Raw genomic sequence first — 23,149 nt, forward strand, 5'->3', positions numbered from 1 at the left:
CCAAGCCATGACGAACCCACAAAAAAAACGGGTGGCCATCCTGATAAGTGGCCGGGGCTCGAATATGGAGGCTCTGGCGAATGCGGCCATGGATCCGGGCTATCCGGCCCGGATCGTCCTTGTCGTGTCCAACGATCCCGAGGCTCCGGGGCTGGAGATCGCCAGTTCCCTCGGGATCCAGACGGCGGTGGTGGACCACCGCCTCCATCCCACGAAGACCTCGTTCGAGAACACGCTGCAGGCGTGTCTGGAGGAGGCGGAGACCGAGATCGTCTGTCTCGCGGGCTTCATGCGGATCCTGAGCGCCGAGTTCGTCAATCGCTGGCACAACCGGCTTTTGAACATTCACCCCTCGCTTCTGCCCTCGTTCCCCGGGCTCGACACCCACAAGCGCGCGATCGAGGCCGGCGTTCTCTTCCACGGCTGCACGGTCCATCTGGTGCGCCCCGTGGTGGACGGGGGGCCGATCCTGATGCAGGCGGTGGTGCCCGTGCGCCCCACCGACACTCCCGAGACCCTGGGAAGCCGGGTGCTGCAGCTGGAGCACCAGCTGTACTCCGAGGCCCTGGCCCTTGTCTCCGAGGGCCGCGTCCAGGTGGTGGGGGAGAAGGTCATCATGAAGGGGGCTGTGGTCCCGGGAGCCGCGGTCATCAATCCGGACATCTCCCGCTTCAACCCGCAAACCGGGACCATGCGTCCCGATCCGGCGCGCTGGGCTCAGAAGGGCTCATCCCATGGCACCGTCTGACGGGGGCACCGGCGAAGGCGATCCCCTGGCACGGTATGACCGTCAGCTGCGCCTGGCCGGTATCGGGTCCGAGGGACAGGAGCGCCTGTCCCGCGCCCGGGTTCTGATTATCGGGGCCGGGGGGCTGGGCGGACCGGCCGCCTTCTACCTGGCGGCGTCCGGCGTGGGGACTTTGGGCATCGCGGATGGCGATGTGGTGGATGTCTCCAACCTCCAGCGCCAGATCCTGCACACCACGGCGGATATCGGACGGCCGAAGACCGGGTCCGCCCTCGACCGGCTGAAAGCCCTGAACCCCGGGGTGAGGGTCAACATCCATCCGGCCTTTGTCACGCCGGACACCATCTTCGACATTATCAGCGAATATGATTTCGTGATTGATGCCACCGACAGCGTCGAGGCCAAGTTCCTGGTCAACGACGCCTGTGTCCTGGGCGGGCGTCCCCTGGCCCATGCGGGCGTGGTGGCCTACACCGGCCAGGCCATGGTGGTGAAGCCCCGGTCCACGACGTGCTACCGCTGTGTGTTCGAGAGCCTTCCCCCTCCGGGCGTGGTGGACACGGCCCTGCGCTCCGGCGTTCTGGGTCCGCTTGCGGGGATGCTGGGGACGGTCCAGGCCATCGAGGCCGTGAAGTGGATCACCGGGGTGGGCCAGCCGCTGACCGATGCCCTGCTTGTGATCGATGCCCTCGACATGACCACCCGGAAGATCCGCCTCCAGCGCAATCCGGCCTGTCCGGTGTGCGGCTGCACCCCGACCATCACATCCCTCGAGGCCGAGGTCTACCGCATGTGAGCATCACCTTCCGCTCCTCTGTGATCCGGACCCTTCTTGCGGATGTCCGGGCCCGGGCTCCCCAGGAGGCCTGCGGTCTTCTGGGAGCGGCCGGTGGTGATGTGTGCCTTGTCCTTCCCCTGACCAACGCCCTTGCCTCGCCGGACCGGTTCCGTCTGGACCCCCGGGAGCAGTTCGACAGCGCCCGCCTCCTGCGGGCGCGGGGGCTGGACCTGGTGGCCATCTACCACAGCCACCCGCACACGGATGCGGTCCCCTCCCTGGAGGACCGGGAGCTGGCCCGGGGTGTTCCCCATCTCCAGATGATTGTCTCCCTTGTGGATCCCGAGCCCAGGCTGCGCCTGTTCGAGCCGGAATACCGCGGGGAACGTCCCCTTGTTGTGGTCTGATCCTTCAAATTATTAATGTGTCCGGATTATTGCGTGCTCTTGTACGGATCGCATATCCTAGGGTGTGTGAATTTTCTCCAGTCCTTGAAAAAACGTCAGAGGGAAAAGAATGGCAATCCATGATCAGGGAACCGCGTACCGGACGCGGACAGGCGTGGAGGCCCGTTACGACGCGGGTCTTCGTTCCTATATGTTGAGTGTGTACAACTACATGGCCTCGGGGCTTGCGCTGTCGGGGATCATGGCGGTTCTTGTGGCGTACACGCCGGCGCTTCGTGACCTGTTCTTTATCGTCATGAACGGACGGCTCGTGGGGATCACCCCTCCGGGCATGGTTCTTGTGTTCGCGCCGCTGGGCATGATCCTGCTCGCCAACTTCATGGTGAACCGCTGGAGTGTCTCGGCCACCCAGATCTTCTACTGGCTCTTTGTGGCGGTGGACGGAGCGGGGCTCGCCATTTTGCTCCTGCGCTACACGACCGAGAGCGCGGTTCTGGCGTTCTTCCTGACCGCGGCCGCGTTCGCGGGTCTGTCGATCTACGGCTACACGACCAAGCGTGATCTCTCGGGTCTGGGCAAGTTCCTGTTCATGGCCATCTGGGGTCTGGTGCTTGTGTCCATCGCCTACATGATCATGGCCTGGGTGCTGGGCTGGGGCTCCAGCTTCTTCGTGGCGGCGCTGTCCTTTGTCTCGATCCTGCTGTTCGGCGGCATTGTGGCCTGGAAGACCCAGGACATGCGCTTCGAGTACTACGAGGCCCAGGGCACGGCCTACCTGAACAAGATCGCCGTGTGGAGCGCGCTGACCCTCTACATTGCCTTTGTTGCGATCTTGCAGAACCTGATGCAGCTGATCGGTCAGGATCGCTGAGTGCAGGCACACCGGCCCCGCCGCGCGGGGCCGGTTTTCTGTCCGGGGCCCCCCACCACGGGGGCCCAACGGAAAACGGACCGTTCACCCGCCATGACAGCGCGGTGCGGTCCGTTTTTTTATGGGGGCCCGGGCCGCGAGCGGTGCCGGGCCGCGCGTGTTCCGGTCGGGGATCAGGCGGCCTCGCGCACAGCCGGTGTGGCGGGCGACGGGGGCACGTACTCGGCCGCCTTGCGGTCCACATCGTTCCACTCGGCGATCCAGTCGGGCAGGGCAGGCGAGGACAGGTCAAGGCCCGACAGCTCCAGAAGCTCGGCGGGCGGAACGATCCGCCCCTTGCGCAGAAAGGCGCTGCGGAAGAACGAGACGCACAGCTCCTTTCCGTCCTCGGACTTCATGCGGTGCTCCATGTAGAACCACCGGGCGTCCCAGCCCAGAATCTGGCTGTGGAGGGTGAACTTCTGGAACGGGTTCATGGCGTGGCGGTGCCGGGTCATGCCGCCGCCGACAATGAAGTTCAGGCGGTGTTTCAGGACGTAGTCCCCCACCTGTGTGCGCAGGACATGATCAATCCGCCCCAGGTCCATGAAGGAGTAGTAGCGCGAGTTGGTCATGTGGGCGTTGATGTCCAGATCCGTTGGCCAGACCCGGAAGGACAGGATGGCGGTCTCGAGAAAGGTTCGCTTTCGGACAAAGCGCGACACGAGAAAAACCCGCATCAGGCGAAACAGAAGATTCATGGGGGTCTCCCCGAAACTGGGCATGGGACAGGGCGGCGGCGGGCCGGGGCCTCCCATGCGGATGAAACGGCGCTGCGGGCGTCCGCGCCGGATGGACCGGGAACGGGCGCCCGCAGGGGGTGGTCAGGCCGGGCGGGCCGGCTTCGGCTCCGGTCAGTTCCGGTCGCCGAAGGCCTCGTCCGGGAAGGTGCTCATGGAGCCGCCGCCGGCCATGATGGCGGCGAACAGGCCCGAGGTCTGGGGCAGGACGCGCTCCATGAAGAACCGGGCTGTTGCGATCTTGGCCACGTGGAAGCCGGTGGGGTCTTCGTGGGTTCCGACCTTCGGCATCGAGACCACCACCATGCGGGCCCACAGCCAGGCGAGGGCGGTGAAGCCGAACAGGCGCAGGTAGTCGCTTGAGGCGGCGCCGGCCTCCTCGGGATCGGCCATGCCCCGCTCGGCGATGAAGCCGGTGGCCTGCTGGAGGCGTCCGAACACCTTCTGGAGGGGACCGATGAACGGCGCCAGGGCCTCGTTGCCGGAGTGCTCAGCGATGAAGGCCTCCACCGGATGGAAGAACTGGCGCAGCAGGCGCCCCTGACCCTCGGGGAGCTTGCGCCCCACCAGGTCCAGGGCCTGGATGCCGTTGGTGCCCTCGTAGATCTGGGCGATGCGGCAGTCGCGCACGTATTGCTCCATGCCGTGCTCCCGGATGTAGCCGTGCCCGCCCAGAACCTGCATGCCCAGGTTGGCGGCCTCACTGCCCAGGTCCGTCAGCAGGGCCTTGACCACGGGGGTCATCAGGGCCACCAGGTCGGAGGCCGCGGCCCGCTCCTCGGGATCCGGGTTGCGGCTCTCATTGTCGAGGGCCATGGCCACCCAGACCGCCAGGGCGCGGCAGCCCTCGGCGTAGGCGCGCTGGGTCAGGAGCATGCGGCGCACGTCCGGATGCACGATGATGGGGTCGGCGGGCAGGTCCGGGAAGCGGGGGCCGGCCACCGAGCGGCCCTGGAGGCGCTCGAGAGCGTAGGTCGCCGCCCCCTGGTACGAGGCCTCGGCCAGGGCCAGGCCCTGAAGACCCACCCCAAGGCGCTCGGTGTTCATCATGGTGAACAGCGCCCGCAGGCCCTTGTTGGGCTCGCCCACCATCCAGCCCCGGGAGTCATCGAAGTTCATGACGCAGGTGGCGGAGGCCTTGATGCCCATCTTGTGCTCAAGCGCGCTGGCGACCACGTTGTTCGGCTCTCCCGGCTTGCCGCTGGCGTCGGGGACATACTTCGGCACCAGGAAAAGGCTGATGCCCCCCACGCCTTTCGGCGCGTCCGGAAGGCGGGCCAGGACCAGGTGGATGATGTTCTCGGTCAGGTCGTGGTCACCGGCGGTGATGAAGATCTTGGTGCCGGTCACCGAGTACGAGCCGTCCGGGAGCGGGCGGGCCGTGGTGCGCAGCAGGCCCAGGTCCGTTCCCGCGTGGGGTTCGGTCAGGCACATGGTGCCGGACCAGACGCCCTCGACCATCTTCGGCAGGTAGGTTTCCTGGAGCTCGGGCGAGGCGTAGCGCCCCAGGGTGATGCACGCGCCGTGGGTCAGGCCCGGGTACAGGCTGAACGACACGTTCGCGGAGCAGATCATTTCCTCGATCAGGGTGTTGAGGGCGCGGGGCAGCCCCTGTCCGCCCCAGGCCGGATCCGAGGACACGGAGGTCCAGCCCCCCTCGCGGAAGGCCTGGTAGGCCTCGGGGAAGCCTTTCGGCGTCCGGACCTGGCCGTTCTCGATGCGGCAGCCTTCCTCGTCCCCCGAGCGGTTCAGGGGGTGCAGAACGTTTTCGGTGATCTTCGCCGCCTCGTCCAGAACCGCGTCCAGAAGGTCCGGGGTGAACTCCTCGAACCCGGGCAGGGATGCAAGGTTCGCCCCCTGGAAGACGTCGTGAAGAAGATAGCGCATGTCGCGCAGCGGGGCCTTGTACGCAGCCATTTCCTGTTCCTTCCTGGTGAAGTCCCGGTTCGGGAATCCGGGTTGTGGTTTTTCGTGTTTGAGAAGGGCTCCGGGGTCCGGCGTTCCGGCCCCGGAGTGAGACATCAGTTCCGAAGCGGCTTGCCGGTAGCCAGCATGTGCTCCACCCGGGCCAGCGTGGCCGGGGTCCGTGCGAGGCGCAGGAAGGCCTCGCCCTCCAGCTCCAGAAGAGCGGACTCGGGCAGCGGCGTTTTCGGGTCGGCCTCCGGCCCGCCGGTCAGCACGTCCGCCAGGGCTCCGGCAACCACCACGTCATGGGGGGTGGCCCGGCCCTGCTTGAGGAAGGCGGATACCGCCAGGTCCAGGGCTGTGCGTCCGGCCGGACCGGGCAGGACATACTCCCGGGGTCCGGTGGGCTCGTAGCCCTCGATCATGGACAGGGCCCGGGCTTTCGCGTCCGCAAGAAGCCGGTCCCGGTTCATGGTGATGCCGTCCGTTTTCCGGAGGTACAGAAGCTCCTTGGCGTGCTGTGCGGATTCCGAAACTGTGGCCATGGACAGGATCTCGAACGTCCGGGCGACGGCGGGCATGGGGCCTTTGGGGTAGCCCGGAGCCGTCTGCCAGCGGTGGAGCATTTCCGCGCACCCTCCCCAGGCCGGGACAAAGCCGACCCCGGTTTCCACCAGACCCATGTAGGTTTCCGCGTGGGCCTGGACGGCGTCGCAGTGCAGGAGGATCTCGCAGCCCCCGCCCAGGGCCAGGCCCGAGGGGGCGCCCACCACGGGGAACGGTGCCGAGCGCATGGCCATGAAGGTTTTCTGTCCGGCCTCGACCAGGTTTGCGATCATGGGCCAGGCCGCCATGTTGGCGGCAAACAGGGCCATGCCCAGGTTGGCTCCGGCGGAGAAGGCCCGCTCGTTGTCATTGTAGAGCACCAGGGCTCCGAAGCTCTGCCCCACCCGCTCGAGGGAGGTGGCCAGGCTCTTCAGGACGCCGGCATCGAAGGTGCCCATTTTTGAGGTCAGCTCGAAGCAGGCCACTCCGTCGCCCAGATCCCAGAGGCTCCCGCCCGGACCCCGGAACACGGGCTTTCCGGCCAGCTTGATATCCGACAGGCGAAGCACGCCCGCGGCACGGGAGACGGGCACGTCCGCCCCTGTGCCCTGGAGCACCTGGCGCCGGCCGTCCTGGACCGTGTACACCGTGCGGCCGTTCAGGGTCTTCAGGAACGGCGGGATTGCCTCGCCCAGCTGTTCCAGAAGGCCAATCACGAGGGACGGCCCGATCCGGTCCAGAAGCTCGAAGGGGCCGTGCTTCCAGCCGTAGCCCAGGGTCATGGCCAGGTCGATGGCGTGGGGATCGTCGGTCGCGTCCCCCACCATATGGGCCGCATAGGCCAGGGTGCGGGCCATGACCGCCCGGGCGTACTCCCCTTCCGGGGTCGGGGACTCCAGAAGGACGCGCAGGTCTTTCCCGGCCTGTTTCAGGACGGCGGGGCGGGGCTTGCGCTCGGCCTCCCAGTCTCCGGTTTTCAGGTTCAGGACCAGACGGGTCCGGGTCGCGCCGTCGCGCTCCAGCCGGTAGAAGCCGCCGCGCCCCTTGCGCCCCGTGAAGCCCTGGGCGATCAGGGTCTCGATCAGGGGGATGGGCCGTGCGTAGGCCCGGAAGGGGTCGTCCGGCTCCAGGGCGCCGGCCAGGCTGGCGTTGACCGCAGGGATCAGGTCCAGGCCCACAAGGTCCAGAAGGCCGAACACGGCGGTTTTGGGCACGCCGAACGGGCGGCCCAGAACGGCGTCGGCGGTTTCCACGTCGATGCCCCGCTCCAGAGCCTCCACCACGGCGACCTGCATCCAGAACGCGCCCAGCCGGTTGGCCAGAAAGCCCGGGCGGTCCCGGCAGTCCACCACGCCCTTGCCCAGGAAGCGGTCACAGAAGGCGCGGACCACCTCGACCTTTGCGGGGTTCGTGTCCGGTCCGGTGACCAGTTCCAGCAGGCGCATGTAGCGCGGCGGGTTGAAGAAGTGGGTGATCAGGAAGTCACGCCGGAAGCGCTCCCCGAGGCCGGCGGTCAGCACGGACAGGGGAATGGTGGACGTGTTCGAGGACACGATGGAGCCATCCCGGCGCACCGCCTCGATTTTCTCGTACAGGGCCTGCTTGCGCCCGGGGTGCTCGGAGATGGCCTCCACGATCCAGTCGCAGTCGGCGAGCTGGTTCAGGTCGTCCTCGATGTTCCCCGGGGTCATCAGCCGGGCACCCGCGGCGCTCATCAGCGGGGCGGGGCGGGTCTTCTTCAGGCGCTCGATGGCCTCCCGGGCGATAACGCTCCGGTCGGTGGCGTTCTCGGGAACGATGTCGAGCAGGAGAACGGGGATCCCGGCGTTGGCCATGTGGGCGGCAATGCCAGCCCCCATGACCCCGGCGCCGATCACCGCGGCCTTTTTGATATCGGTCATGATCCGGCTCCCTGTCAGGCGCGTTCGAGGACGGTGGCGATGCCCTGACCGCCGCCGATGCACTGGGTCGCAAGCGCGTAACGCCGGCCCTCGCGGACCAGAAGCGAGGCCGCCTTGCCCACAATGCGGGCGCCTGTCGCGCCCAGGGGGTGCCCAAGGGCAATGGCGCCGCCGTCCAGGTTGATGCGGGCCGGATCCAGCCCAAGATCCCGGATACAGGCCAGGGACTGGGACGCGAAGGCCTCGTTCAGTTCCACGATATCGATGTCGCCCGTGTTCAGCCCGGCGCGCTTCAGGGCCTTGCGGCTGGACTCGACCGGCCCGATGCCCATGATCTCCGGGTCACACCCGCTGATGGCAAAACTGCGGACAACGGCCATGGGCGTCAGGCCGTGGTCCCGGGCGTAGGTCGCCGAGCAGACCAGAACCGCCGCCACGCCGTCCGTCAGGGGCGAGGACGTTCCCGCCGTGACCGTTCCGGTTTCCAGGAACGCGGGCTTCAGCGCGGCCAGTCCCTCGGCGGTGCTGTCGGGTCTGGGGCAGCCGTCCGTGTCCACCACGGCGCCGGTTTTCGGATCGGTCACCGGGACGATCTCGTCACTCAGGCGCCCCTCGGCCATGGCCTGTGCGGCCTTCCTCTGGGACTCAAGGGCGAAGGCCTCCTGCGTGGGGCGGTCGATGGACCAGCGCTCCGCCACGTTTTCCGCGGTCAGCCCCATGCCCATGTAGGCTCCGGGCAGGTTTTCGCGGAGCGTGGGGTTCGGCATGGGGTTGAAGCCCCCCATGGGGACGCGGCTCATGCTTTCCATGCCCGCGCAGATGAAGGCGTCTCCGGCCCCCATCCGGATGGCTCCGGCCGCCATGTGGACCGCCTGCATGGACGAGCCGCAGAAACGGTTGACGGTCACGCCGCCCACCGAGAGGGGCAGTCCGGCCTGGAGGACCACCAGCCGGGCCACGTTGTTTCCCTGCTCGCCTTCGGGGAAGGCGCATCCCATGATCAGATCCTCGAGGGTGGTCGGGTCGATGCCCGAGCGTTTCACCAGGGAGCGCACAACGCTCGCCGCGATATCGTCCGGACGGACTTTGGCGAACGCGCCCCGGTGGGCGGGGGTGAAGGCTGAGCGGGCATAGCCGGCGATGACAACATCGGTCATGGTTTGAGTTCCCTGTTCGACGGTTTTGTTTTTTTGTTGGCAGGCGTTCGGATCGTGCGCCCGGTGGGGCGCCGTCCGGGGAGTCAGGCGGTGCGGGCTTCAACCCTCCTCTTTTTCCCCTCCAGCACCTCGAGGCACTGGGTTTCCATGTCCCGGAGTTCCCGGAGCGTTGTCTCCAGAGCCAGTTTCTGGGCCTCCAGAGTCTGGATCCGCTCCCGGGCGCGATCCAGGAGAAGCTGGGTCTGGGCTCTCTGGGACGGGTCCGCCCGGTAGAGGTCCAGGTACTCCCGAATGTCCCGAAGGGAAAACCCCAGCTGTTTTCCCCTCAGGATCAGGATCATGCGGGCCCGGTCCTTGTCCGTGTAGACCCGCGCGTTGCCGACCCGCCGGGGCGAGATCAGGCTTTTGTCCTCGTAGAAACGGAGCGTTCTGGCCGTGATCCCGAGAAGGGCGGCCAGCTGGCTGACAGTGTAGAGGGTCTCCTCAGACATGTGCGGGGTTCCGGGCTTTCTGGAAAAAGGATTCCGCTATCGGATTGACGTGACCGGTAACGGCATGACGTATACGTAAACACGAAGACAAAAGACCCGTCAAGTCCGGATTTCCCCGCAGATGCCTACGCGTTTTTCTGCCGGCGCCGCTCCTCCTCCCGGGCCAGGGCGGCCTCCTCCTCGCGCAGGGCCCGTTTCGAGAGCTTTCCCACGGCGGTACGGGGAAGGTCGTCGCGGATCTCCACCTCCCGGGGGATCTCGATCCGGTTCAGATGGTCCTTCAGGAACTCGAGGATGTCCTCGCCCGAGGCCTCGGTCCCCGGCAGAAGGCGCACGAAGGCCTTGGGGGCCTCGCCGCGGTAGTCGTCCGGCAGGCCGATGACGATGGCCTCCGCCACCGCCGGGTGCCGGTAGAGAGCCTCCTCGATCACCCGCGGGTAGACGTTGTAGCCCCCGCACAGGATCACATCCTTGATCCGGTCCACCAGGAACAGGTAGCCCTCGGAGTCGATGTAGCCCACGTCGCCGGTGCGCAGGGCTCCCTGGACGAAGCTGTCATGGGTTTCCTCCGGCCGGTTCCAGTAGCCGGACATGACCTGGGGGCCCCGGATGCAGATCTCTCCTTTCTCGCCCGCCGGCATGATGACCTCCGGGTCGTGGGGCGAGCGCACCTCGATCGTGGTTCCGGGGACAGGCAGCCCCACGGATCCGGCCTTGACCGGACGTCCGTCGAAGGGGTTGCAGCAGGCCACGGGCGAGGTTTCCGACAGTCCGTAGCCCTCCATCAGCCGGCAGCCGGTTTTCTGCTCGAAGGTCTCTTTCAGCTCCACCGGGAGCGGCGCGCCCCCCGACATGCCAAAGCGCAGCGAGGACATGTCCCCCTTCAGCCGTTCGTGGACATCCAGGATGGCCGAGTAGACCGTGGGAACCGCCGGAAACAGGGTGGGGCGCGTGCGGATGATGGTGCGCACCACAAGCTCCGCGTCGAAGCGGGGCACAAGGACCAGCTCGGCCCCGATGGACACGCCGTAGTTCATGGCCGACGTCATGGCAAACACGTGGAAGAAGGGGATGACCGCCAGCATGCGCTCCTCCCCCCGCCGGATCTCCGGGAACCAGTCCTGGGACTGGATCACGTTGGAGACCAGGTTGAAGTGGCTCAGCATGGCGGCCTTGGGCAGTCCGGTGGTTCCGCCCGTGTACTGGAACACGGCAACGGCGGTTTTCGGATCCAGCTTGACCGGGTCCGGGGCGCCATCGTTCTCCAGAAGGCACTGCCAGGTCATGTAGACGGGGCTGTCCGGAACCCTGGCAACGTTCGAGGACTTCAGGATGTCGTGGAGAAAGCCCTTGATCATCGGCAGCGCGCCGGACAGGGGGCAGACGATCACCTTCTCGAGGGCCGTCCGGCCGGGGAGCGTGGAGACCTTTGCGAAGATCTCCGCGTTGTCCAGGGTGATCATGATGCTGATGCCCGAGTCCTGGGCCAGGGCCAGCATCTCCCGCTCCACGTAGAGGGGGTTGAAGTTGACCACCGTCGCTCCCGCCTTCAGGGCCGCGTAGTACGCGACCACATAATAGGGGCAGTTGGGCAGGCAGAGCCCCACCTGGCTCCCCGGCCCAACCCCCAGGTCCTGGAGGCCCCGGCACGCCCGGTCAATCTGGGACAGCAACTCGCCGTAGCTGGTCTTGCGTCCCAGAAAATCCATGGCGGGCCGGTCCTCGAAGCCCCTGACGGCCGCTTCCATAAACTCGGTGACGGTGACGTCCGGAAGGGGCCTGCCCAGGGGGGTCGTGACAATGGAGGGTTCACCGGGGGCCGGTACAATCGTGTCCTGCAAGGTGTGATCCGGGGGGGAATGCATGGTGTTACTCCCAGGAAACAGAGTGGATACAACAGGGTGAAGCGGCGCCCGGGAGGTCCGGGCCGTTTCGCATGCGGGCACGAGGGATGTTTCGGAGCCGTCAGGGGGCGGCGACAGGGGCCGTCCCGTGTGTCGGGTCTTGCGTGGTGGGGGCGGGGTCGGTGTCGGGGCCCCGCGGGTGGGCGGGGTGAACGCACAGTGGGCCCGCGCCGGGCGGGGCCCGGGCCGGGGTGCATTCGGGGCGTGCTATCGAGGGGAAAGCCCGTTCCGCCGGGGGGAGCGCGAGGTGCTCACGCAAGGCCGGAGCCCTCGGGCGGGGTCCGGTTTCCGGCACGCACTCAGCCGGGCCTGAAGAGCCCGCCCGCTGGTTCGCGGGACAGCATGGGGATAAACGGGTGGCGGGAACTCAGCGTCCAGCATGGTCGGTCTCCCTTGACTGCAGGCCGGTTGGTCCGGCCTTTTGAACCACGCTATCACCAAAAATAATCCAGTGTCCAGAAATAAGCCGGAAAGAATCAGCGATCCTTATCTTGCGGCGTCGGTCTCCGGTGGTGTTGGCGGCAGGCGCAGCCAGCCCAGGATGCCGTCCGGCAGGGCGCAGGCGCCCGCGGTGCAGTCAAGCGCAAGCACCTCCCGGGAGGGGGAGAAGGGCCCCGGGTTCTGCTGGACGATTTCCACCGCGTCTCCCGCTGCCGCGCTCACAATGGCTGCGTGACCCCAGGGCCTGAGAAGGCGGGGGGCGAAGATCACAAGGTCGTTTACGGCCGGCGGGCCGCTTGTGCCATTGGTGTACTGGATCAGGCCCCGGGCCGGATTCAGGGCCCCGCTCTCCAGGGCCGGGTCGAAGAGGCTCCGGGCGTCGCCCCAGGTGTCGGGCATCCGGTGTCCCAGGGCCTGGTCGTAATAGCGCCTGACAAATTCGGTGCACTGCCAGCGCAGACCGTAGTTGTAGCCGTCGGGGGACAGGTTCCGTCCGGAGGCCTGGTTGATCCCTCCGTTGTAGTGGACCGCGACGCCGTTCAGGCGGTCGATCTCCTCCCCCCGCTTGTGTGAGGGGTTCACGTTGCTGTAGGTCAGGACGCCGTATCCGGCCCCGGCCACGGCGGCCAGCACAAGCCCGAGACGCAGCAGCATTCCGGGGCGGGAGGGCGCGCGCTGGGACATGGCGTTGGCTCCGAGAGGGGCGGCGCAGGGCCGCGCGTGGGGTCTGCGGGGCGCGTGGTGTCTGCGGGACGTGTGTGGGTCCGCAAGGGATCCGCGGGGGGCGTTGGGGGTCAGCGGGGCTCCGGTACAGCGGCCTTCAGCGAGGCGACCAGGCCGGCGCAGCTGTCCTCCAGCAGGTCCAGCACATCCTCGAAGCCCTGGGCGCCGCCGTAATACGGGTCGGGCACGTCCTCGCTTTTCGGAGGCCGGGACGCGTAGTCCGTCATCATGCAGATGCGCTCCGACGCGTCATCCGGAGCCAGGTGCATGAGGGTGTTGAAGTGCCCCCGGTCCATGGCCACGATCAGGTCAAAGTCAGTGAAGTCCCGGAGGCTGACCGTCCGGGCCCTGAGGCTGCTCAGGTCGTAGCCCCGCTCCCGGGCGGCCTCGCGCGAGCGCGGATCCGGCGGGTGCCCCACGTGGTAGTCCGCAAGGCCGGCGCTGTCCGCCTCCACAGCCAGGCCGGCGGCGTCCGCCATTTTCCGGAAGACCGCCTCGGCCGTGGGAGAGCGGCAGATGTTGCCAGTGCAGACGAACAAGATGCGTTTCACGGTCTCTCTCCTTCGGGCGTTTATGCTATGCTGCGGCGCCTGTTTTCTGTTGTCCGGAGGATACCGCCGATGCCCGTAAAATCCAATGCCCAAAGCCCTGTGGGGTCGACCGGCGGGCCGGGTATCCTTCCCGAGCGGCCGGCCATTGTGGTTCTTACGGGCGCCGGGATTTCAAAGGAAAGCGGGCTGGCCACCTTCCGGGACGCGGACGGCACCTGGAACCGGGTTCGCATCGAGGACGTCGCCACGCCGGAGGCCTTCGAGACCGATCCCCTCATGGTCCAGAGCTTCTACAACGCCCGGCGCGCCCAGCTTGCGGATGTTCACCCCAACGCCGCGCACATCGCTCTTGCGGAACTCGAGCGCCGTTTCCCGGGTGAGGTTCTCCTGGTGACCCAGAACGTGGACGATCTGCACGAGCGGGCGGGCTCCCGGGCGCTGATCCACATGCACGGCGAGCTGAAAAAGGCCCGCTGCCTGAACTGCGGCGCGGTCCTGTCCTGGCCCGGAGACCTGACGCCCGACAGCCCGTGTGACCGCTGCCGGCGGCTTGGCCAGTTGCGCCCCCACATCGTGTGGTTCGGGGAGGTGCCCCTCGAGATGGACCGGATCCAGACGGCTCTGGAGCACTGCCGCCTGTTCGTGTCCATCGGCACGTCGGGCACCGTCTATCCGGCGGCGGGCTTTGTCTGGACCGCGGGGCAGGCGGGGGCCCGGACGGTGGAGATCAACCTCGAGCCCGGCAACGGCGCGTCCCTCTTTGACGAGGCGTTCTACGGTCCGGCGACCCGGGTTGTTCCCGAGTTTCTGGCCCGGCTTGATCTCACCGCGATCTGAGCCCCGGCGCCCGTTTTCCCCTCCTGACCGCCTTTTTCGCCGCTTCCCGGCTTCGTCCGGACGCGGCCGGAAATCACCGCCCCGGCCCGGATGCCCTTTCCAGATGCTTTCCGGATTTTCATCAATCCTCCGGCAAGTCAGGGGGACATTGAAGGGGCTCTGATGTAGAATGCCCCGTCCATTGCACGGAGGGTCCGGGAACACATGAGTATGGAGCTGATTTGGGTTCTCTCGCTTCTGGGAGCGACCATTATCATGTTTGCCCTGAACAAGCCCCGCATGGACGCGGTCGCACTGATCATGATGACGGTGCTTCCCTTTACAGGCATCATTTCCATCAACGAGGCCCTGGCCGGTTTCTCCGACCCCAGCGTTATTCTGATTGCGGCCATGTTTGTTGTGGGCGAGGGGCTGGTGCGCACGGGTGTTGCCCAGCGCATGGGCGATCTTCTGGCCCGCCGGGCCGGAGGCAGCGAGACCCGCCTGACGGTTCTTCTCATGTCCATTGTGGGCGGTGTGGGCGCCTTCATGAGCTCCACCGGCGTTGTGGCCATCTTCATCCCAGTCGTTTTGCGCATTGCCGGAAACCTGGGGCTGGCGGTGGGGCGCCTGATGATGCCCCTGTCTGTTGCCGCTCTGATCAGTGGCATGATGACGCTGGTGGCGACGCCTCCGAACCTTGTGGTCAACTCCGAGCTTCACCGCCGGGGGTTCGAGGGGTTCAGCTTTTTCGACTTCACCCCGTTCGGCGTGCCGATCCTGATCATGGCCATCCTCTACATGCTGTTCGCGCGGCGCTGGCTGGTCTCGCGGGACGAGCGGACCCGGGCCCGGGCCTCGCGCCCCCGGTTCGCCACCTGGGCCAAGGAGTATGACCTTCTGGGGAGGGAGTACCGCCTGGCCGTGAGCTCGTCGTCCCTGTTTGCCGGGCGCAAGATCAGCATGCTGGACCTGCGCAGCCGCTCGGGGGTGAACATCATCTCGATCGAGCGCAAGAAGCGCTTCACCACCGAGATCATCAAGCCCCACCCGGAGACCGAGATCCAGGCCGGCGACGTCCTGTTCATGGACGTGGGCACCAAGGATTTCGATATCGATGACTTCTGCCGTCGCCACGGTCTGCGGCGCATGCCCCTGACGGGAACGATTTTCACCGACCAGTCCAAGCTGATCGGGATGGCCGAGCTGATGATCCCCGCGGACTCCGATCTGGTGGGGAAAACCGTGGTGGACGCGGCGTTCCGCTCCACCTGGGGGCTGATTGTGCTGGGCATCAAGCGGGGCAAGAAGCCCATGGAGCGCATGGTTGCCACCGAGAAGCTGAACATCGGTGACACGCTTCTGGTGGTGGGGCCCTGGTCCGCGATCCGGAAGATCTCCCAGGGGGACCGGCAGGAGCTGATCGTCCTCAACATGCCCGCCGAGATGGACGACCTGGTTCCCGCCCCCTCGCGGGCGCCGTATGCGCTTGTGGTCCTGGGGCTGGTGGTGGCGATGATGGTCACCGGGGTTGTGCCCAACGTTCATGCGGCCCTGATCGGCTGCCTGCTTCTGGGCCTGTTCCGGTGTGTGGACATGGCCAGTGCCTACCGCTCCATTCACTGGCAGAGCCTGGTCCTGATTGTGGGCATGCTGCCCTTTTCCCTGGCGCTCCAGAAAACCGGGGGGATCGACCTTGCGGCCAACGCCATGCGGACGGCGGTGGGGGACGCCGGACCCCAGGTGATGGTGGCGGCCCTGTTTGTGGTCACGGCGGTGTTCGGCCTCTTTATATCCAATACGGCCACGGCGGTGCTCATGGCGCCCATTGCCATTGCGGTGGCGACGGAAATGGGGGTCTCGCCCCTGCCGTACTGCATGGCGGTGGCGCTGGCGGCCTCGGCGGCTTTCATGACGCCTGTGTCCTCGCCGGTGAACACCCTTGTGGCCGGTCCCGGGCAGTACACCTTCATGGACTTCGTGAAGATCGGGGTGCCCTTTACCGTGGCCGTGATGGTCCTGACCGTATTCCTGGTGCCGGTCGTGTTCCCCTTCCAGCCCTGAGGGCTCACCGAGTGCGACTGGGCACGTGGGGCGGTGCCGCTCCGCCTGCGTGGGTCCGTGTGTCCGGTGGAGTCCGTTCGCCAGGGGAGGAGCCAAGGCGTGGCAACCGCTGCCGCGGGCCGTGGGGGCGGGACGGCGCAGGAACCATCGCCGCAGGCCGTAAGGAGGCGGGGTGCCTCCGTGCGCTCCGGGCCTACACCCTCTCCGGCGGAAGGCCGATCCGGGCACGGATGGAGTCCGGTGTTTCTCCCGCCTCGCGCAGGGCCCGCAGAGACAGGGAGCCGGCGCTTTTCGCGTACCGGCGTCCGTCGGGCCCCGCAAGAAGGCGGTGGTGCCGGTAGAGGGGTGTCGGCAGGCCCAGAAGCGCCTGGAGCAGCCGGTGCACGTGGGTGGCCTCGAAGAGATCCTGCCCCCGGACCACCCGGGTGACTCCCTGGAGAGCATCATCCAGAGTGACCGACAGGTGATAGCTGGTGGGGGTTTCCTTGCGCGCCAGGATCACATCGCCGAATTGTTCCGGGCGGGCCTGCTGTTCGCCCGCGTCGAGGTCCGTCCACAGAAGCGGGGTGTCCACGCAGGCCAGAGCCCTGCGCAAATCCAGCCGGAGGGCAAACGGCTCTCCAGCCGCGATCCGGGCCTGTGTGCGGGCCTGGCTTTCGCTTCGGCAGGTGCCGGGGTAGAGGAGCCCGTCCGGTCCCCGGGGCCCGTCGGGGCCGGCGGCCGCCTCGATATCCCGGCGGGTGCAGAAGCAGGGATAGAGCAGCCCCCGGGCCGCCAGTCCGGACAGGGCCTCCCGGTAGAACGCCAGATGCTCCGACTGCCGGCGCACGGGGGTCTCCCAGTTGAGCCCAAGCCAGGCCAGATCCTCGTAAAGAGCGGTCTCGAACTCGGGTCGGCAGCGGGTCGGGTCGATATCCTCAATGCGCAGCAGGAACCGGCCCCCGGTCCGGCGGGCCTCGTCCTGGGCCAGAAGGGCGCTGTAGGCGTGCCCCAGGTGAAGCAGGCCCGTGGGGCTGGGGGCAAAACGGGTGACAGTCGTCAAGGGGCTCTCCGCGGAGGCAGGGGCCGGGCAGGTGTTTCACTCAAGGCGCCCGGTTCGGGCGGCTCTGGTTTCGGTCGGCTCCGGGGCCGTGTTGCGCCCGCATGCCCGGGGGCGCGGGCTCGTGGTGCGCAGGGGCGGGGCCACACAGGGAGCCCGGACGGGATCCGCCCCGTTTCGGCCCGCGGTTCCGCCCGGCGCCGCCTGAACAGCCCTCAGCTGCCGGAGGCTTCCAGATCCCGGGCCAGTTCCTCGTCGTCCGGTGGCAGGATCGGCACGCCGGGGCAGAGCTTCGCGGTCCGGATCGCAAGGGCCGACTTGATCTGGGCCACGTTCGGAGCCGGGGTCAGCCGGGAGGTCAGGAATTTCTGGTAGGAGTCCCAGTCCTCGGCGACGATCTTCAGGAGGAAGTCCGTTTCACCGGCGAGCATGTGGCACTCCCGGACCTCGGGCCAGGTGGCCACAAGGGACTCGAACCCCCTGAGATCGGCGTCCGCCTGGGAGGTCAGGCCGACCTGGGCGAAGACCGTCACATGAAAGCCAAGAGAGACGCCGTCCAGTTCGGCGTGATAGCCCCGGATGAAGCCCGCCTCTTCCAGCGCACGCACCCGCCGCAGACAGGGTGGGGCGGAGATCCCGGCCCGCCGGGCCAGCTCAACGTTTGTAATTCGGCCGTCGTCCTGAAGGTCTGCAAGTATTTTTCGGTCAATGCTGTCAAGTTTGACGCGCTGGCTCGTCATAGGGGGAGGTTCCATGGAGGGACGAAAAAAGAACGGCCGTCGGGGCCGTTCACGAAAGGAAGTTACACGCCCGCGCCCTTCCCGGCAATCCATCACCGTTGACATGAGCAATTGTTAAGACAAAAAACGGGGTTACAGGCTCTGATTCCATAGACGGATTCCTGTCCAGGCTCTTGCGTCGCCCCCCGCCTTCGGGTACGAAGGGGCGTCGGGGGCCTGTAGCTCAACTGGTTAGAGCAGACGGCTCATAACCGTCCGGTTGCAGGTTCAAGTCCTGCCGGGCCTACCACATCCTCCCCTGCCTCTGCCGCCTGTCCGGCCCTGTCCCTGTCGGGACGGGGGTGCCCCTGTCGTGTCTGCGGTTTCCGGGCGTCGCCGCGCATGCGTGGCCGCGAACCCTTTGTTCTGTGCCGGTTTTTGTGGTGTCCGGCACCCGGCGTGCCGGGCTGCCCCAGTCGGAGAGCGGTGCGCTTTTTGGGGCCGCGCGCCGGTGTCCGGTGCGGGGGGGGGGCCGTCTGCCCGGGGGCGCGGGGTCCGCTTTGGGTTTCTCCCGGGCCCCCGCAGGGACGCGGCCCGATCAATGCCAGAGGCCCGCACCCGCCACGGCGGATGGGCCGTGACGGGGGCTGTGTTCGGTCGGCTCCCTGGCCGGCGTTGGCCCGGGATCAGGGGCAGGCTCAGGGGCGCCGGATCAGGGGCGCCGGGGCATGCGGAAGGGCAGCAGGAACGGAACCCACCGGGAGGCCAGGCGGTCCAGGTCCATGCTTTCGTGCACGATGCGGGCCTCCTGCCCGAACAGGGGGGCGTGAACCTCTGACCGGGTGTAGAACGGCGTGTCCTCGAGGAAGCGGTCCACGGACGGCACCGCGCCCCCGTCGGTCCGGATTGCCCGGCGGATCCGCCAGTGGCGCCCGTTTTTCAGGGGGATGCGCTCAGACACGCACGCGTTCTCCAGCCCGCCGCCCGGAGGCGCCTTCAGGGCCAGCAGGATATCCTTGCCCCGGCCTTCCCGGGCTTCCACGTCGTAGACCAGGCCCACCGAGCCGTCCGGCAGGTCCGCCCGGTACCAGTCCCAGCGCCGGAAGGCCCGGAACAGGGGCTCGTCCCCGCGGTTGGAGTCCATATAGCCCGTTCCCTCCCAGCGGATGGGTCTGGGGTGGTCCAGCTCGACCGAGACCCGGCCGTTCAGAATGACCGGGCGCCAGATGTGCCGGCCCGCCTCGTCGATGGGGTAGGCGTTCGGGCTGATGTGGGTGGCCTCCAGACGGATGCGCCCGCGGATGCGCCCCGGAAGCGGGAAGGTGCGCTCATCGAGGTGGATGGTCAGGCCCGTGGCGTCCAGGGTCATGGAACTGGGGCCGATGACGATGCGCTCCGGCGAGCGCTCGAGCTCCCGGCTGCCGCGCTCGGTCATGGCCCAGCCCGAGTGGTCCCCGTAAAGGGCCACGTTCATGGCGCAGTGGTTTGCCGGGTTCCGCCGCCCCGTGACCGCGTAATAGGGGGAAAACACGCTGCCCACGAAGGCAATGACGGTCAGGGCATGGCGCCCGTCGTCCGAAACGGCATCCATGTACCACCAGGCATACCCCTCCGGGGGGACCGGCAGGGTGAAATCCGGCGCCGAGTCGGTAAAAGTGGTCGCTTCGGGGCAAAAAAGAGGCATCATGTGCGTGTCCGGCCGCCCGGATGTGGACGCGGCCTCTCCGCCGGATTTCAACGGGGGAGGGTGCGAGGTCATGAGGGTCTAGCTCCAGGAAAATCAGGAAAACGTTGCAGGAAAGCCTGTTTGCCCGGTTCCCGGAACCAGGGCGGGCCCGAGGGCCAGGCGCGACGGCGGTATTATAAGGCCCTGTCCGGGAATGGGAACCGGCCAATTCCCTTCTGGTGTCTTGCGCGCTTTCATCCTAGGCTCGGTCGTCGAAATCGACTATAGAAGGCGCCTCCAGTGCCTGATATCTCTCAAACGGAGGTTTTTATGGATCCTCGCGCCCGCATTGACCTGGCTTTGGAAAAAGCCCTTGAACGCACGCACGCACTGGGCTCGCCTCCGCTTCTTGCCAAGGCCATGCACCACGCGGTGTTCCCCGGGGGAGGCCGGTTCCGCCCGCGCCTGACGGTCGGGGTGGCCATGGCCTGCCGGGAGGACGCTCCCGCACTGACGGACGCTGCGGCCTGTGCCATCGAGATGATGCACTGCGCCTCCCTGGTCCACGATGACCTTCCCTGTTTTGACGATGCGGACCTGCGCCGCGGCCAGCCGAGTGTTCACAAGGTGTATGGTGAGCCTCTGGCGGTTCTGTCCGGGGACGGCCTTATTGTTCTGTCCTTCCAGGTCCTGTGTGACGTGGCCTCGGTCACGGTGCCGCAGCGCCTGGCTCCGCTGGTCCGGATTGTGTCGGACGCGGTCGGTGTGCCCAACGGCATCACCGCGGGCCAGGCCTGGGAGAGCGAGCCGGAAATCGAGATCAACGGCTATCAGGCGGCCAAGACCGGATCCCTGTTCGCGGCGGCCACCATGGCCGGTGCGGCGGCGGCCGGTGTGGAGGATGTGAGCGCCTGGTGGACCCCCGGCGCCCGGATCGGCGAGGCCTATCAGGTGGCGGACGATCTTCGGGACGTGGCCGAGGACGCCGAGACCCTGGGCAAGCCCGTGGGGCAGGACGCGGCGAACAACCGCCCCAACGCGGTGGCCCAGTTCGGGGTCGAGGGGGCGGTGCGCCGTCTCCAGTCCCTGGTGGAGGAGGCGGCCGCCTCGGTTCCCGACTGTGCGGGGGCCGAGCATCTCCGGGCCCTGATCCGTCAGGAATCGAAAAAATTTATTCCCCGGCGCCTCGCGGCCTTCGCCGCCGAATAGGCCCGCGCCGGCGGCACCAGTCCAGGGGGGGCAAATCCGGCCCCCCTTTTTCGTGCCCGCGATTCGGGGTTTCCTCTTTCCTGCCCGGGCGCTTTGGTGTATCTCACGCAGATCGGTTTTTCAGATATCGGTTGTAGTCTGTCTGCGAGCAAAGGACTCCCTCATGACTGTCGATAATAGCGCACGGCAGCTGGCGGCACACGCCATTCGGTTCCTCTCGGCCGATGCGGTGCAAAAGGCCGCCTCCGGCCATCCGGGCATGCCCATGGGTATGGCGGAAATCGCGGTTGCTCTCTGGGGCGTTGACAATGGCTTTGTCCGCCACAATCCGGCCAACCCCCGCTGGCCGAATCGCGACCGTGTGGTCGTGTCCAACGGGCACGGCTCCATGCTTCTCTACTCTGTGCTGCACCTGGCCGGCTATGATCTTCCGGCGGAGGAGCTCTCCCGCTTCCGTCAGTACGGCTCGCGCACGCCGGGCCACCCGGAGGTGGACATCACCCCCGGTGTGGAGACCACGACCGGACCGCTGGGGCAGGGCTTTGCCAACGCGGTCGGTATGGCCCTTGCGGAAAAGCTCCTGGCCGAGCACTTCAACCGCCCGGGCCACCCGGTTGTGGACCACAACACGTTTGTCCTTCTGGGCGACGGCTGCATCATGGAGGGCATCAGTCACGAGGCCGCCTCCCTTGCGGGTCTGCTGAAGCTGGGCAAGCTGACGGCCCTTTATGACGACAACGGCATTTCCATTGACGGCGAGGTCAGCGGCTGGCTGGGCGAGGACGTGCCCGCGCGCTTCCGGGCCTACGGCTGGCATGTGGTCGAGAACGTGGACGGCCACGATGTCGAGGCCCTGTCCCGGGCGCTGGAGCAGGCCCAGGCGGTCACGGACCGGCCGTCCCTGATCTGTGCCCGCACGGTGATCGGCCAGGGTTCGCCCTCGAAGGCGGGCACCGCCGGCATCCACGGCGCGCCCCTGGGGCCCGACGAGATTGCCGCCATGCGCGAGGCCCTGGGCTGGTCCTGGGGTCCGTTCGAGGTTCCGGACGCGGCCCGGGCCGTGTTCGATGCCCGCAAGGCCGGCGCCGCCTGCGAGACGGCCTGGAACGCCCGTCTTGACGCCTACCGCAAGGCCTACCCGGACCTGGCCGCCGAGTTCGAGCGCCGCATGTCCGGCGCGCTTCCGGAGGACTTCGAGGCCCTCGCGGCCCGGACCCTGGACGCGGTCGAGGCCGCGGGCACCGTGGCGACCCGCAAGGCCAGCCAACTCGCTCTGGAGCAGTTCGCCCTGAGCCTGCCCGAGATGCTGGGCGGTTCCGCCGACCTGACCGGCTCGAACCTGACGGACTGGAAGGGCGCGGCCCGCATCAATGACGGCCCGGACGGACGCTACCTGTCCGCCGGTGTGCGCGAGTTCGGTCTCGCCGCCATTTTCAACGGTGTGGCCCTGCACGGTGGCTTCATTCCGTTTGCCGGCACCTTCCTCATGTTCTCGGACTATGAGCGCAGTGCCATCCGCATGGCCGCCCTGATGAACCGCCGCGTCATCCACGTCCTGACCCATGACTCCATCGGGCTTGGCGAGGACGGCCCCACCCACCAGCCGGTGGAGCACGCGGCCTCCCTGCGGCTGATCCCGAACCTGTCGGTCTGGCGTCCGGCGGACGGTTTCGAGACGGCGGTGGCCTGGACCTCGGCGCTGCGCAAGGAGACCGGGCCCAGCGCCCTGCTGCTGTCGCGGCAGAACCTTCCGGCCCAGCCCCGTGACGCGGCACGCAAGACCGCGGCGTTCCGCGGTGGCTATGTGCTCTGTGACGCGCCGCGCGCCCGCGCGGTCCTGATTGCCTCCGGTTCGGAGGTCGCCCTTGTGATGGAGGCCCAGGCGCTTCTGGCGACGGAGGGCATCGCCGTGCGCGTTGTCTCCATGCCGAACCTGGAGCTTTTCCTGTCCCAGGATGCGGCCTGGCGTGCGGACGTCCTGCCTGCGGGCCTGCCCCGTCTGGCGGTCGAGGCGCTCCATCCCGACCCCTGGTGGAAGGTCGTCGGGCTTGAGGGCGACGTGATCGGCATGACAACCTTTGGTGAGTCTGCGCCGGCCGGTGAGCTGTTCCGCCATTTTGGCTTTACGGCGGAGAATGTGGCATCTCGGGTGCGGGCCCTTCTGGGGCGGACGTCAGCCTGAGGGCGGCCCGGATGTACGTCTGAGGTATAAGTTTATATGATCTCCCGGCATGGGAACGACGGGGGCGGATCGGGATCCGCCCCCTCTTTTTTTGCCTGAAAACCAGTCATTTGTTGCGGCTCAAAACGAATCACGGAGGAAAGAATCGGCGTTTGCTGTGCCCGCTTTTGTTTCGAGTCGCTACTGTTGATATACCGTAGAAGAATAGTCGGGAATATAAGGTTGTAATGGCAGAATGATGAAATTTCCTCT

At 67.2% G+C, this 23,149-nt stretch carries 19 protein-coding genes and 1 tRNA gene; 9 read left to right on the forward strand and 11 right to left on the reverse strand.

Going from position 1 to position 23,149, the window contains the following annotated elements; genetic code table 11:
* Positions 1-7: 7 nt before the first annotated feature.
* The 4 genes from purN (at position 8) to IHV25_RS07360 (ending at position 2,804) form a co-directional block, all read left to right on the forward strand.
* Positions 8-748, forward strand: a complete 741-nt coding sequence (purN, locus tag IHV25_RS07345) for a phosphoribosylglycinamide formyltransferase (protein WP_192534473.1) — start codon at positions 8-10, stop codon at positions 746-748.
* Positions 735-1,544 (forward strand): HesA/MoeB/ThiF family protein, encoded by an 810-nt coding sequence (locus IHV25_RS07350; RefSeq protein ID WP_192534474.1) that lies wholly within the window; start codon positions 735-737, stop codon positions 1,542-1,544. Before purN ends, IHV25_RS07350 begins: the two co-directional genes overlap by 14 nt.
* The gene (locus IHV25_RS07355) at positions 1,541-1,933 is read left to right on the forward strand and encodes a Mov34/MPN/PAD-1 family protein (protein WP_192534475.1); all 393 of its coding nucleotides are present in this window, start codon (positions 1,541-1,543) and stop codon (positions 1,931-1,933) included. Before IHV25_RS07350 ends, IHV25_RS07355 begins: the two co-directional genes overlap by 4 nt.
* A gap of 109 nt (positions 1,934-2,042) precedes the next feature.
* Positions 2,043-2,804 (forward strand): Bax inhibitor-1/YccA family protein, encoded by a 762-nt coding sequence (locus tag IHV25_RS07360; protein WP_192534476.1) that lies wholly within the window; start codon positions 2,043-2,045, stop codon positions 2,802-2,804.
* Positions 2,805-2,977: 173 nt separating this feature from the next.
* Here IHV25_RS07360 and IHV25_RS07365 read toward each other — a convergent pair whose 3' ends face one another.
* From IHV25_RS07365 to IHV25_RS07400, 8 genes are all read right to left on the reverse strand, one after another.
* Positions 2,978-3,544, reverse strand: a complete 567-nt coding sequence (locus IHV25_RS07365; protein WP_192534477.1) for a thioesterase family protein — start codon at positions 3,542-3,544, stop codon at positions 2,978-2,980.
* Between the two features lie 153 nt (positions 3,545-3,697).
* Positions 3,698-5,500 carry an acyl-CoA dehydrogenase C-terminal domain-containing protein gene (locus IHV25_RS07370; RefSeq protein ID WP_192534478.1) on the reverse strand — a complete coding sequence of 601 codons (1,803 nt, stop codon included), beginning with the start codon at positions 5,498-5,500 and terminating at the stop codon, positions 3,698-3,700.
* A gap of 104 nt (positions 5,501-5,604) precedes the next feature.
* Positions 5,605-7,935 carry a 3-hydroxyacyl-CoA dehydrogenase/enoyl-CoA hydratase family protein gene (locus IHV25_RS07375; RefSeq protein ID WP_192534479.1) on the reverse strand — a complete coding sequence of 777 codons (2,331 nt, stop codon included), beginning with the start codon at positions 7,933-7,935 and terminating at the stop codon, positions 5,605-5,607.
* 14 nt (positions 7,936-7,949) lie between these two features.
* The gene (locus IHV25_RS07380) at positions 7,950-9,092 is read right to left on the reverse strand and encodes a thiolase family protein (RefSeq protein ID WP_192534480.1); all 1,143 of its coding nucleotides are present in this window, start codon (positions 9,090-9,092) and stop codon (positions 7,950-7,952) included.
* Between the two features lie 83 nt (positions 9,093-9,175).
* Positions 9,176-9,583, reverse strand: coding sequence for a MerR family transcriptional regulator (locus IHV25_RS07385; protein WP_192534481.1), 408 nt, complete (start codon positions 9,581-9,583; stop codon positions 9,176-9,178).
* A 125-nt stretch (positions 9,584-9,708) separates the two neighbouring features.
* Positions 9,709-11,448: a long-chain-fatty-acid--CoA ligase gene (locus IHV25_RS07390; protein ID WP_242018873.1), complete on the reverse strand. Its 1,740-nt coding sequence runs from the start codon at positions 11,446-11,448 to the stop codon at positions 9,709-9,711.
* A gap of 525 nt (positions 11,449-11,973) precedes the next feature.
* A complete protein-coding gene (locus tag IHV25_RS07395; RefSeq protein WP_197974996.1) occupies positions 11,974-12,612 on the reverse strand; it encodes a CHAP domain-containing protein in 639 nt (212 codons plus the stop codon).
* A gap of 110 nt (positions 12,613-12,722) precedes the next feature.
* Positions 12,723-13,202, reverse strand: a complete 480-nt coding sequence (locus IHV25_RS07400) for a low molecular weight phosphotyrosine protein phosphatase (RefSeq protein WP_192534482.1) — start codon at positions 13,200-13,202, stop codon at positions 12,723-12,725.
* 69 nt (positions 13,203-13,271) lie between these two features.
* Here IHV25_RS07400 and cobB point away from each other — a divergent pair, with 69 nt between their 5' ends.
* Positions 13,272-14,039 (forward strand): Sir2 family NAD+-dependent deacetylase, encoded by a 768-nt coding sequence (gene cobB / locus IHV25_RS07405; RefSeq protein WP_192534483.1) that lies wholly within the window; start codon positions 13,272-13,274, stop codon positions 14,037-14,039.
* A gap of 210 nt (positions 14,040-14,249) precedes the next feature.
* Positions 14,250-16,082: an SLC13 family permease gene (locus IHV25_RS07410; protein ID WP_242018874.1), complete on the forward strand. Its 1,833-nt coding sequence runs from the start codon at positions 14,250-14,252 to the stop codon at positions 16,080-16,082.
* 193 nt (positions 16,083-16,275) lie between these two features.
* On the opposite strand, the gene gluQRS is transcribed toward IHV25_RS07410, so the two are convergent.
* Together gluQRS and IHV25_RS07420 are read right to left on the reverse strand one after the other, a co-directional pair.
* On the reverse strand, positions 16,276-17,124 hold the full coding sequence (gene gluQRS / locus IHV25_RS07415) for a tRNA glutamyl-Q(34) synthetase GluQRS (RefSeq protein ID WP_192534485.1): 849 nt from the start codon (positions 17,122-17,124) through the stop codon (positions 16,276-16,278).
* A 212-nt stretch (positions 17,125-17,336) separates the two neighbouring features.
* Positions 17,337-17,861 (reverse strand): Lrp/AsnC family transcriptional regulator, encoded by a 525-nt coding sequence (locus IHV25_RS07420; protein WP_192534486.1) that lies wholly within the window; start codon positions 17,859-17,861, stop codon positions 17,337-17,339.
* Between the two features lie 212 nt (positions 17,862-18,073).
* Here IHV25_RS07420 and IHV25_RS07425 point away from each other — a divergent pair.
* A tRNA-Ile gene (locus IHV25_RS07425) sits at positions 18,074-18,150 on the forward strand.
* Between the two features lie 402 nt (positions 18,151-18,552).
* On the opposite strand, the gene IHV25_RS07430 is transcribed toward IHV25_RS07425, so the two are convergent.
* The gene (locus tag IHV25_RS07430; protein ID WP_242018875.1) at positions 18,553-19,527 is read right to left on the reverse strand and encodes a carotenoid 1,2-hydratase; all 975 of its coding nucleotides are present in this window, start codon (positions 19,525-19,527) and stop codon (positions 18,553-18,555) included.
* Between the two features lie 309 nt (positions 19,528-19,836).
* Between IHV25_RS07430 and IHV25_RS07435 the strand changes: the two genes are divergently transcribed.
* Together IHV25_RS07435 and tkt are read left to right on the forward strand one after the other, a co-directional pair.
* On the forward strand, positions 19,837-20,715 hold the full coding sequence (locus IHV25_RS07435; protein WP_192534487.1) for a polyprenyl synthetase family protein: 879 nt from the start codon (positions 19,837-19,839) through the stop codon (positions 20,713-20,715).
* A 163-nt stretch (positions 20,716-20,878) separates the two neighbouring features.
* Positions 20,879-22,897 carry a transketolase gene (gene tkt / locus IHV25_RS07440; protein ID WP_192534488.1) on the forward strand — a complete coding sequence of 673 codons (2,019 nt, stop codon included), beginning with the start codon at positions 20,879-20,881 and terminating at the stop codon, positions 22,895-22,897.
* Positions 22,898-23,149 lie beyond the last annotated feature (252 nt).

Source organism: Phaeovibrio sulfidiphilus, from assembly GCF_014861485.1.
GTDB classification, from domain to species: Bacteria; Pseudomonadota; Alphaproteobacteria; order Rhodospirillales; family Rhodospirillaceae; genus Phaeovibrio; species Phaeovibrio sulfidiphilus.